This is a genomic window from Paenibacillus sp. MER TA 81-3, assembly GCF_023713585.1.
GTDB lineage: Bacteria > Bacillota > Bacilli > Paenibacillales > Paenibacillaceae > Paenibacillus_B > Paenibacillus_B profundus.
In genome coordinates this window covers 100,470-111,721 of record NZ_JAMAWB010000019.1, presented here as the reverse complement: position 1 = coordinate 111,721, position 11,252 = coordinate 100,470, and the positions used below count along the sequence as shown (strand labels likewise).

The window sequence follows — 11,252 nt, the reverse complement described above, 5'->3', positions numbered from 1 at the left end:
ATATGTCGATATGTATTTTTGCAGGTAGATATAGTAAAGATTGCAAAGGGGTTTAAATAGCATTGAATGTGAATTTAGAACCAACAAATCGACCGTTGCCTTCTTCTTCAACGAATGGCAGCAATGTGCTAAAGCTGCTGTTTACACAGCTGAGACCAAAACAGTGGACCAAAAATTTACTTGTATTCGCGGCCCTGCTATTTTCTTTGAAAGCAGTCGATCTGTCAGCGTTCATCCGTTCGCTGGCAGCTTTTTTTCTGTTCAGTTTTGTGTCCGGGTGCGTCTACATCATTAATGATTATGCAGATAGGGAAGCCGACCGTATACATCCGGTCAAAAAAAACCGGCCTATGGCTTCCGGAGCTTTGAACCCTGCACTGGCATTATGGTTTGGCGGGTTACTGCTGGCTGCTTCGCTGGTTGCATCGTATTTTATTAATCCGCTCCTGACTGTCCTGTTGGTTGTATATTTTATTTTGAATGTGTCATATTCTTTCAAGTTAAAACATATGGTCATTCTGGACATCATGGTCATCGCTTCGGGTTTTGTCCTACGGGCTATTGCGGGGGGCCTGGCCATTTTCGTCCATCTAACGCCGTGGTTCTTGTTGTGCACGATGCTGTTATCTCTATTTCTCGCTATCGGGAAACGGCGCCATGAGTTATTTTTGCTAGAGGATCAAAAAGGCTCTCACCGGAAAGTGCTCGAAAACTATTCCTTTGCGCTGCTTGATCAGCTGACTGGTATTGTCGCTACGGCGACGATTATCAGCTATTCGCTATTTACTTTTACAGCTGGACGCACTATCTATCTCATGTGGACAATACCGTTGGTCATCTATGGTATTTTCAGATATTTGTACCTTGTTCATATAGAGAATAAAGGCGGGGCGCCTGATCGGATGCTGCTAGAGGACAAACACATCCTGGTAACCGTCATTTTATATGTGATCAGCGTTGTGGCTATTTTGCTCCTGTTTGAATAAGGAGTAAGGGGGTTGATATAAATATGCCAACAAAAATGGCGTTTTTCGATATAGATAAGACGATTACTCGGCACGATTCCATGCTATTGTTCGTCAAGTACGGCATCGCGAAAAAACCGAAGGCTATGATTCATTTATTCTCAATTGCATGGAATCTATTGCTTTACAAGCTGAGAAGGATACCTGCCGATAAAGCAAAGCAGGCGTTTTTTCATGCGATTGCTTACATGGACGAGGCTGATTTAGAAGCTTTTTATGATGATATTCTCGTCAAAGATATGTACCAGGACGCTGTGGCTGAATTAAAGAGAAAGAAAGCGCAAGGTTACCATATACTGCTCGTCACGGCTTCACCCCATGCATATATGAAATATTTCACTAAACTGGGCTGTGTCGATGACGTCATCGGGACCCGGCTTGAAATGCGGGGCGGCTGCTATACCCGAAAGATTCAGGGAGTTAACTGCAAAGGGGAAGAAAAGGCGGTGCGGATTCAAGAATACTTGAATCGGCATCAACTTGCCATTGATTATGAGGCGTCGTGCGCTTATTCGGACTGCATGAGTGATTTGCCCATGTTCAAGCTTGTCGGAAATGGTTACTTGATTCACAGTAATGAAGGTCAAAGTGAAGGGCTGGAGGAAAAAAGATGGAGCTCATGAATTTTCGGCACACGGGGAAGGTGCTGATGCTCATTTCGGCTTTTTGCACAGCAACAGGACAATTGTTCTGGAAATGGGGAGTGCACCAGCTGATTTATCTTGGAGTAGGATTTGTGTTCTATGGCATCGGTGCACTGCTCATGATTAAGTCCCTCTCGCTGGAACAGCTGTCCGTCGCTTATCCGCTCATGTCCAGCAGCTATATTTTTGCGCTCATCTATGGCGGCTTGCTCTTGAACGAAACCGTCAATCTGCAGAAGGGGATCGCCGTTCTGTTGCTGATGATCGGAGTGGCGTTGATAAGCTATGAGAAGTGAATGGTTATGGGGCCTGCTTGTATTGATGACGTTATTCGGCTCGGCCGGAAGCGCGTGCTTCAAGATGTTTTCCCTGCGTAAAAAAAAGTGGATTCTGCTCATCGGATTTCTTCTTTATGGAATTGGAGCGCTGCTCAATATATATCTGCTGCGATTTCTTCCATACACGGTTGTCCTCCCAGCTAACGCGTTGACCTATATTTGGACGATGTATCTGGCAAAAGCATTATTCAAAGAAACGATCGGAATATATAAGATGGCAGGCATTGCTTTTATTTTTTCTGGTTTGCTGCTGCTCGTGTGGTGATGGAGACCAGGCCATCTGAATTAAATGGAGGAAATTGATCATGGGATTTTGGAGATCCGTGTTTTCCGTAAAGCGAGATAACCGGAAAGCACTGCTGCTGCTTTTGTTTTTTTTCATATTTTATATAGCTATGAATATTCCTTTTTTGACGTATATGGAACAGAATAAAGCGGTTTTAAATCAGCTCAGTCCTTTTTACGGAGCGCCTTTTACGCTCAATTTGTTCAATTTCGACCCTTCTCTATATTATGCGCCGCAGTCTTCTGTGATCCACCCGCTGCTTAATTACTTGTCAACACCGCTGAAGCAGCTTGCCGGGCTAACCTTTGGCAACGCTCTCTTTCTCGGTATTCAAAGTATGGTTAATGCGCTCGGTGTTGTCATTATGTATTATTATTTGCGCAAAAATAACTGTGGCAATGTATTAGCTTTGGGAACGGCAGCATTCTATGGAGCCAGCTCCTATAGTATATTTACAGCTCTGATTCCGGATTCCTATCCCTATGCCGTATTTGTCATTCTGCTCACAGTATTGTACTGCCAATATTGCAGGCTGAATGATAGGCTGGATACGCTGCCCGCAGCATTGCTGTTATTTCTTAATTTTGGCATTACGGTCACCAATGTAGTCACAACAGCAGGAGCTTTATTCTTCAGCACGCTGGGCAAGGGCAAACAGTTATTGTCCAAATGGATAAGGATAGCCATCGTATCTTTATTGCTTGTCGCTCTCTTTACGATGCTGCAATTCTTTGTTTTTCCCGGTAACTCTTGGATTACGACATGGCAGCAAAATATACAAGCTGGTGGTTTTAGCTACGTCGCTCCGTTTTCACTGCAGCATCATTGGAAAGTAATATACACCATGATTGAGAGCCCCATTGTCACACCCAATCTTGTTATGATTAGTGACTCCATTATGGCTTTTGTCACTAACATGTCCGATCCTTTTCCGCTGTACGGTCACCTAATAGGGGCGGTTATCATCGGGTTGACACTGCTGGCTCTAGTGAGAGGATATGCTTCCAAAGAGGTTCGCTCGCTAGCTGTATTCCCCTTGGTTGCTCTGCTGCTGCACATTGTCATTGGCTTTGGGCTGGGCGCGTTTGAATATGATATGTATTTGTACGCCGGTCATTATCTGTTTGCCTTTTTCCTGCTGAGCGCGTGGTTTGTTCACAGCCTGCGGGGCAAAGCTCGCAGCATTCTCACAGGGGTCATTGTCATCTGTGCGCTAATTACGTTCACCAGTAATATTGTCGGCCACATGAAAGCGTTGGAGAGCGTGAAGCAAATCTATCATGAAGCGGTACCTTCTGGGAAATCCGTAGAGTAAATGGCCTACGTCATGATAAGATGGTGAACAGAATGTAATACTATTGTAAAGGAAGTACGGCAAGTGAATAAAATGTATGAAATCAAGTTGGAATCAAGGCGCTTCCTGCTGCCAACGGTGGTGGTTACGTCATTGCTGCTACTAGTGAAATTATCTATTCTCCGCTTTTTCTATTTTGGAGAAATCACGGCAATCGGATTGCTGAAGGATACGGTGTCCCTGCTCGTGATTATGAGCTTGCTGGAGATCGCGTTGCCTCGTAAAGCAAAGAGCACCGTATTTTGGGCGTTTAATGTTGTTTTTTCGCTCATTCTTTTTGCAGCTACTTTGTATCAGATTCATTTTAACTCGGTGCCGACGTATACGGCGTTTGGAGAATTGGGGCAGGTACCTCAGATCCAATCCAGCATTCGTCCACTGATCAAACCCTCACATTTTCTGTTTTTTGGAGATTTTGTGATTGCCGCGATCATCGGGGGGATTCGCTTCTCCGGCCGCCGTCGGGACTTTCATATTCAGACTTCGGGTATAGCATTTGGCTCCTCGCGGGTCATCGGATACAGATGGAAGGTTGCTACTGCCTTCATTTTGGTGCTATGCATCGGTTTCTCAATGCTTTTCATTCATAATGGAGAAGCCATTGATAATGAACTTGTGAAGGCTGAGAATCTCGGATTTTTGAATTTTCAGGTGGCTACCGCTATTAAAAATAAAAGAGAGAATGATTTGATTGCCAATGGAAATATGCAGCTGACGATAGCACAAGTGAAGTCGCTGCAATCGACCTACCCTTATCAGGAAGATAGCTCACAAGCAGCAAAGCCTGCCTATTTCGGTTCAGCCAAAAACATGAACTTAATTATTGTGCAAATGGAAGCATTTCAGAACTTCCCCATTCATTTAAAATTGGAGCAGCAGGAAATTACACCTGTACTGAACAGCCTTGCCAAAGAAAGCTATTATTTCCCGTTCTTTTATCAGCAAATCGGCCAAGGCAATACGTCGGATGCGGAGTTCTTGTCCAACACTTCCATCTACCCGACGGGGAAGGTTGCCATGTCAACGGGTTTTGGAAACAGACAGCTGCCGAGTCTGCCGCGTCTCCTGCATGAACATGAATATCAATCGGCAACCTTTCATATCAATGATGTTCAGTTTTGGAGCCGTGATTTATTGTACCCGGGACTTGCTTTTGATCATTACTATGATAAGCCTTTTTATAACAATGACTTTTTTAATGACTTCGGCGCTTCGGATGAAGAGATGTACCGAGTCGGCATCGAGAAGCTGGTCGAGACGTCCAGCAACGGCAAGCCATTCTATGCCCAGTTCGTTACGACGTCCAGCCATGCCCCGTTTGTCATTCCGGAAGATCGCCGGAGATTGAACGTCCCAGCAGATATGAAAGGAACGCAGCTGGGCAATTATTTGGAAGCTATCAACTATACCGATTACGCGCTTGGCCAATTCATTGAACAATTGAAAGAAAAAGGGCTCTGGGATAATACGATGCTTGTTGTCTATGGAGATCACTCCGGAGTCAACCCGAAAGAGACGGATGGGAAGGAAATTACGTCTCGGCTGGGCATTCCTTACGATAATCTGGTCAGTCGCTTTAACATCCCTCTCTTCATTCACGTTCCGGGCCAAGGCGAAGGCAAGGTCGTTGAACGAATAGGCGGACAGATTGATATATTGCCGACTGTAGCCAATCTGATGGGAATATCGCTGAAGGAGCAACAGTTCACTGCGTTTGGACGCGATTTGTTGAACACGGATAACAACGTTATTGGGATGCGATATTATCTGCCCACAGGCTCCTTTTTCAATAACGATGTATTATTTGTTCCAGGTGAAGGCTTTGACGATGGAACGGCCATTTCTTTAAAGACGCTCCAACCTGTACAAGTTCAGAGTTCATATCGCAAGGACTATGATTATATAATGTCACTGATGAAATTATCGGACGAATACGTTCAACTATTGCCAAAACGATAGGAACGAATGAACTGCGCCGAGTCGGCAGCAACCTCGGCTTTTCAGACAAGGCGATGTGGTGTACTCTAAAGGAAGAATCGGATACCTACTTTATTGAAAAAGGAGATACGATCTTACCATGGCATACTTTGCAGCAATACTGGAAATGAAAGATGCATCCAAAAATCAGACGTTTCGCCAACAGCATTTGGATTACTTGGACAAGCTGAAGGAGCAGGGCAAGCTATTTGCCAAAGGTCCATTCGGTGACGGTTCGGGCGGTATGGTCGTATACATCGCCGACTCGATGGAGGAAGCTCGGCAGATTGCGGAGAACGATCCGTACGTGGTGGAAGGCGTAAGACAACTCAACTTGCGAGAGTGGAAAATTTAAAAGTACGGAACGTTAGCAACAAAGAAACAAAAGAAACAAAAGCAACGAAAGTAACAAAAGCAACAAAAGCAACGAAAGCAACGAAAGTAACAAAAGTAACAAAAGTAACAAAAGTAACAAAAGTAACAAAAGTAAAAAAAGTAACAAAAGTAACAAATGCTACGAAAGAAACAAAAGCAACGAAAGTAACAAATGCTACGAAAGAAACAGCAACAAAAGAAACAGCAACAAAAGCAACGGAGTAAAAAAACCGCTCCTGCCCTGGAGGCTCAACATGATGGATGAAATGAACCGATTGACGGATAACGGCATAGAAAACATAGAACAAGATGGCGATGTCATCGACGGGCTGGATAATTTGCTGCTGCTGGATCGGACGAATGATCTTGCGGAAGAGGATGCGCTCTATCCGTTCGCGCTTGATGAGCTGTTATGTAGGCATGTGGGCATGGGCGGTGCGCCGTTGTGTCATCTATGGCGCCATCCCCGTGCCTTCGTCATGGGGCAGCGCGACAGCCGCCTGCCCGGAGCCGGGGAAGCGCAGCGCTGGCTACATTCGCTTGGGTACTCGACCGGCGTGCGCAATACCGGCGGCGCGGCTGTGCCGCTCGACCTAGGCGTCGTCAACATTTCGCTCATCCTGCCGAAGCATGAGCGGGGAGACAAGCATTTTCACAGCGACTTCGAGCGGATGTACCACCTGATTCAGCTTGCGCTCCGCGAGACCGGCTGTCGGGTGGACAAGGGCGAAGTCGAAGGTGCCTACTGCCCGGGCGACTTCGATCTCAGCATTGGCGGCCGCAAGTTCTGCGGCATTGCCCAGAGGAGGCAAGCGCACGCGTATATCGTGCAGGCGTTCGTTATCGCCGCAGGCTCAGGACGGGAGAGCACGCAACTGGTGCGCGCGTTTTATGAGCGAGCGGCCGCCGGAGCGGAACGACTGGATCACCCCGTCGTTACAGAGGAGAGCACGGCCAGCTTGGAGGAATCGGCCGGACTCGGTTCCGGGGCGGCCGAGGTGTTCACGGAGGCGGTGAAGCGCGTCATTCGCACTCGGCAGACGGCGCAAGGATTGACCGAAGCCGCAGCCAAGCTGTGGCTGCCAGAGCCAGATCAGGTGCGGGAGACGATGGAATTGTTCCAGCGCCGGTATGGGATTGCGCCGTAGGCTGGTCCGTGGCAACAATTCGCAAAAATGTTAACAAGGGATGGGATAATTATATCCGGTCCCTTGTTTGCATATAACCCATATAACCCATATAACACATATAACACATATAACAACCACTACAGCAATCTCATTTGAATCATTAGTAGAGAATGTGACATCATTCGCTCCTTTGCATCACTCTTTCCTTCCATCAGGAGATATATTTCGCCTGCATCCTAGTGTGTTAATTTCCCCTTCCTTGAGAAGGGGTTCTCGTTTACTCCTTTGCATCACTCTTTCCTTCCATCAGGAGATATATTTCGCCTGCATCCTAGTGTGTTAATTTCCCTTTCCTTGAGAATGGGTTCTCGTTCACTCCTTTGCATCACTCTTTCCTTCCATCAGGAGATATATTTCGCCTGCATCCTAGTGTGTTAATTTCCTCTTCCTTGAGAAGGGGTTCTCGTTTTCTCCTTTGCGTCACTCTTTCCTTCCATCAGGAGATATATTTCGCCTGCATCCTAGTGTGTTAATTTCCTCTTCCTTGAGAAGGGGTTCTCGTTCACTCCTTTGCATCACTCTCCCCTTTATTCAGAACAGCATAACGTTCCCCTGAAAACGAGAATATTTCATAATATTAGAAAATAAACTTGATAAACGAACATTTGTTCTGTATAATGAGTATAGGAACATATATTTTTAAGTTAGGCCAAATCATTACGGGACGAGGAGGATGACTTTATGGAGGCATTGCAATCTGTCGATACATTGGAAGAGTTGCAGCGTCAGTTTCATAACGAATCTTCTTGCGTCTCTTTCCTATATAATTTGAAGTGGCCACATGGTTTTGTCTGCCCACGCTGTCAGCACGCCCATGCCTACGTCATCCGGACACGCCGGCTTCCACTGTACGAGTGCCGCGCTTGCCGCCATCAGACATCGCTCATCGCTGGCACGGTCATGGAAGGCAGCCGCACGTCCTTGCAGAAGTGGCTTACTACATTCTGGCTTGTCTCTCGTTCCGATATCGGCATCAACGCCGTTCGGCTCAGCTCGATTATCGAGGTTACATACAAGACCGCTTGGTTGATGCTGCATAAGATCCGAGCCGCGATTAGCCGTGGTGATACCGTTCGGCCGCTGGCAGGGATAGTTCATGGCTTTGTGGCCTTCTATGGCCATCATCCTTCTAGACAACTTAACCCTCGGGAATGCCCTCTGATCGTTGCTGAATCCGTCATGCCAGACGGACAAACGGGCGAACTCAAGATGAAGCTAGTGGAGCCAACTCACCACTCGAACAAGTTGCTGCTCCGCTCTGACTGCGAACACTTCGCTGATCTGCATGTTGCTAAGACTGCTACCGAGACATCCATCATCCGACACAATTTCCAGGTTCGCCGCAACAGTCCTTTATATCAATCCTTCAAACTGGCGTGGCGCTGGATGAACGACACATTTCACGGGATAGGCGCCAAATATCTTCAGGCATACCTGGATGAATTTTGCTTTCGATTCAATACATCTCTCCAACATACGTCCGCTTGGGAGCAACTATTGTACTTATGCGTGGCTGTGCTTTCCCCTTCCTCAGCTGCTTCTTGCACCCGATTTGAGGAGCCCTTAGTTTCAGGCATACAAATAGCAGCATGACATATTTGATTGCGTCGCACCTTGAACGAGTCGTTATTGCGAAACGTGTTACACCTCATTAGTTTATTCCGTTTCAACTGCGGCTGTTTGAGAGTTCTGGCAGTATTTCTAGCACTGTCCCAGTTGTCGATGATTGAGCGTCTTGGCAGTATTTCTAGTACCGTCCCAGTTGTCGATGATTGAGCGTCTTGGCAGTATTACTAGCACCGTTCCGGTTGTCGATGATTGAGCGTCCTGGCAGTATTTCTAGCACAGTTCCTCTTGTGACTGTTTGACGGTTTTAGTTGTGACTTTTTCACGGTTCCGCTCGTTACTCCTTCGGCGTTCTTTATGTTGAAAATCTTTTTCTGAAATATTCATCTTATGTTGTAGCTCTCAAGTTTTTACTTTTCGGAAAATGAAAAGGTGCTGCTATAATCAAGCACAAGCGCTGGTATCGCCATGTATCAACTTAATGTAGTTTCTGAACTAAGGGGAGAGTGGAGCTAAGTGCTAAAAGAAAGGATCCTACTATGAACGTAATACCTGAAGGATTACAGCGTTTCAAGCGTAGTCTGTAGGCCCGCATTATAGACCGTAGACTGCATTCCGTAGACCGTAGACCCGCATTCCGTAGACTGTATACCGTGGAACGTAGTGTTCAGGTCTAGGGTGCAGCAGCACCAAATGGAATAGGTAAATGGTAGGATAGGAAAATAAGACCGTCTGCTTCAGAGAGGCGGTCTTGTTTCTGTTCTGGAAAAGGGCGGAAACGTTAGTGTTCACATTTTTATCACATTATCGCTATCGCTCATGAAAACAACATGGAACTGGATAATTGTTCTGCTCCAAAGCGCATTGTATCGCACAAAAAAACTTAAAATAACCGAAAATTCATCATTTTTTGACATAAGTTGATTTGCATTGTCGAAAAATCGAAAGTAAAATGAAGGTAGGCGTTTAAGTTTTCATCTTAACGTTCCGATGTATTATATGGGTCTTGAGTTGGATGTTCTATCTGTTTCTCAAGTTTATAACCATGTTTTGTATACTTTAGACCTAATCGACGCAGCATGTCGCGAATGCCAGTGCGTGACATTTCAAGATGAAATTCTGACTGCAGCAAGGCATGAATATCGCGCATGCTCCAATGAGAAGCCCCTTGAGCAAAAGGCGAAGGAGTGGAGACGATACGACGAATCAATTCTCGTTCCTGCTCCTGGGACAGCAACCTTGGTTTGCCTGGAGCGAGGCTGCGGGCAAGTAAATGCTCCATGCCACCTTCGTTGAACAGTTTGACATAAACGGATACGGATTGGCGATGGATGCCCAACTGCACGGCTACGTCTTTGGCGAAAGCACCGGACATGATGAGTTGGATGGCCCGCACTCGATTGGCGAGTTGAACATCGTCTAAGCTGGAAGCCAGTTGTTCTAGTGTTGGCTCGTCCCAGCCATGATTGTTGGAGATAGATAGTTTTTTCATCATACTCACTCACTTGAGATTTTATTTTAGTATAGGTCTTCATGAACAAAGGTATTCATTTCCAGTGGGTGGATGTGTAAACAAATACGTATGAAAACCGAAATATATAACTTGATAAAGGCAAACTTATCGAAAGGTAAGGACGCAAAGCCTCGGGCCTAACATCCAGCAAGCGGATTATGGCGGCCGGGTTGCCATTCTATGTTGCGGTACATCAACATTTATTTGGTGACGAGGCTATTGGGGACAATAGTCTTTTTTTTGCGTTTAGAGGATGAATCGGATTATGAATATTGTCATGTTGAAATTGGAGGGTGGTTCTCCTCACGATAAGATGAACCGGCTGATTGACAGACTAATCCCGCATATTACTCCTGAAAAATACAAAAGACTGGACAGGCTCCGTAAGCATAAGGAGCGGCAGCGCTTGGTCGTCGCGGATATTCTGGTCCGCAGTCTGCTTTGTCGAAAATTGGGACAGCGAAACGATGAGCTTTTTTTTCGCACCAATGAATACGGCAAGCCCTATCTTAAAGGGAATCCCGTTTATTTCAACGTCTCCCATTCAGGAAATATCGTCGTGGCTGCGGTTGATAACGCGCCAATCGGAATTGATATCGAACGAATGAGAGAGTGGGATATGGATGTGGCTCGTCTTATATGCGCGCCGCGCGAGTGGGATATGCTCACATGTACAGACGGTGATCGCGCGCGCCAGGAACGGTTCTTCACCATTTGGACGGCGAAAGAGAGCTGTCTCAAGGCGATCGGAACGGGGTTCGGCATGCTTCCGAGCTTGCTCGAAATCGTGACAGAAACCGCTGCTGTACCGCATAGCGATCCTGTATGGAGTGTTGACGATTACTATGTAAAACAATACTCCGGGGTTGAAGCAGGCTATAGTATGGCGGTTTGTGCACAGCATGCAGAGTTCGCCGAGCAAGTAGAATACATAACAGTGGAACAATTGACTCATCGATTTATGATTTATCGTTGAACGAGATA

The 11,252-nt window shown here is 46.2% G+C and carries 12 protein-coding genes and 1 riboswitch; of the genes, 11 read left to right on the top strand and 1 reads right to left on the bottom strand.

Features of this window, described 5'->3' with window-relative positions; translation table 11 throughout:
* Positions 1-95: 95 nt before the first annotated feature.
* The 10 genes from M3650_RS23515 to M3650_RS23470 all read left to right on the top strand — a co-directional run bounded on the left by M3650_RS23515 (position 96) and on the right by M3650_RS23470 (position 8,782).
* Entirely contained in the window at positions 96-986 is an 891-nt protein-coding gene (locus M3650_RS23515; protein WP_251578342.1) for a decaprenyl-phosphate phosphoribosyltransferase, read from the top strand.
* A gap of 23 nt (positions 987-1,009) precedes the next feature.
* Entirely contained in the window at positions 1,010-1,648 is a 639-nt protein-coding gene (locus tag M3650_RS23510; RefSeq protein ID WP_251578311.1) for an HAD family hydrolase, read from the top strand.
* Positions 1,636-1,965, top strand: coding sequence for an EamA family transporter (locus M3650_RS23505; protein WP_251578309.1), 330 nt, complete (start codon positions 1,636-1,638; stop codon positions 1,963-1,965). The genes M3650_RS23510 and M3650_RS23505 overlap by 13 nt, the downstream gene beginning before the upstream one ends.
* On the top strand, positions 1,955-2,272 hold the full coding sequence (locus tag M3650_RS23500) for an EamA family transporter (protein WP_019422341.1): 318 nt from the start codon (positions 1,955-1,957) through the stop codon (positions 2,270-2,272). The genes M3650_RS23505 and M3650_RS23500 overlap by 11 nt, the downstream gene beginning before the upstream one ends.
* 40 nt (positions 2,273-2,312) lie before the next feature.
* Entirely contained in the window at positions 2,313-3,608 is a 1,296-nt protein-coding gene (locus M3650_RS23495) for a DUF6080 domain-containing protein (RefSeq protein ID WP_251578307.1), read from the top strand.
* 72 nt (positions 3,609-3,680) lie between these two features.
* The gene (locus M3650_RS23490) at positions 3,681-5,606 is read left to right on the top strand and encodes an LTA synthase family protein (protein WP_251578340.1); all 1,926 of its coding nucleotides are present in this window, start codon (positions 3,681-3,683) and stop codon (positions 5,604-5,606) included.
* A gap of 118 nt (positions 5,607-5,724) precedes the next feature.
* Positions 5,725-5,979 (top strand): YciI family protein, encoded by a 255-nt coding sequence (locus M3650_RS23485; RefSeq protein WP_019422344.1) that lies wholly within the window; start codon positions 5,725-5,727, stop codon positions 5,977-5,979.
* Entirely contained in the window at positions 5,967-6,224 is a 258-nt protein-coding gene (locus M3650_RS23480; protein WP_251578305.1) for a hypothetical protein, read from the top strand. The genes M3650_RS23485 and M3650_RS23480 overlap by 13 nt, the downstream gene beginning before the upstream one ends.
* A gap of 41 nt (positions 6,225-6,265) precedes the next feature.
* A complete protein-coding gene (locus tag M3650_RS23475) occupies positions 6,266-7,147 on the top strand; it encodes a lipoate--protein ligase family protein (RefSeq protein ID WP_483311784.1) in 882 nt (293 codons plus the stop codon).
* 723 nt (positions 7,148-7,870) lie between these two features.
* Entirely contained in the window at positions 7,871-8,782 is a 912-nt protein-coding gene (locus M3650_RS23470; protein WP_251578301.1) for a transposase, read from the top strand.
* 952 nt (positions 8,783-9,734) lie between these two features.
* Here the strand turns inward: M3650_RS23470 and M3650_RS23465 are convergent.
* Positions 9,735-10,247: a helix-turn-helix domain-containing protein gene (locus M3650_RS23465; RefSeq protein WP_251578299.1), complete on the bottom strand. Its 513-nt coding sequence runs from the start codon at positions 10,245-10,247 to the stop codon at positions 9,735-9,737.
* Between the two features lie 109 nt (positions 10,248-10,356).
* Positions 10,357-10,446: riboswitch (cyclic di-GMP riboswitch) on the top strand.
* Between the two features lie 87 nt (positions 10,447-10,533).
* Between M3650_RS23465 and M3650_RS23460 the strand changes: the two genes are divergently transcribed.
* Positions 10,534-11,244 (top strand): 4'-phosphopantetheinyl transferase family protein, encoded by a 711-nt coding sequence (locus tag M3650_RS23460; RefSeq protein WP_251578297.1) that lies wholly within the window; start codon positions 10,534-10,536, stop codon positions 11,242-11,244.
* Positions 11,245-11,252 lie beyond the last annotated feature (8 nt).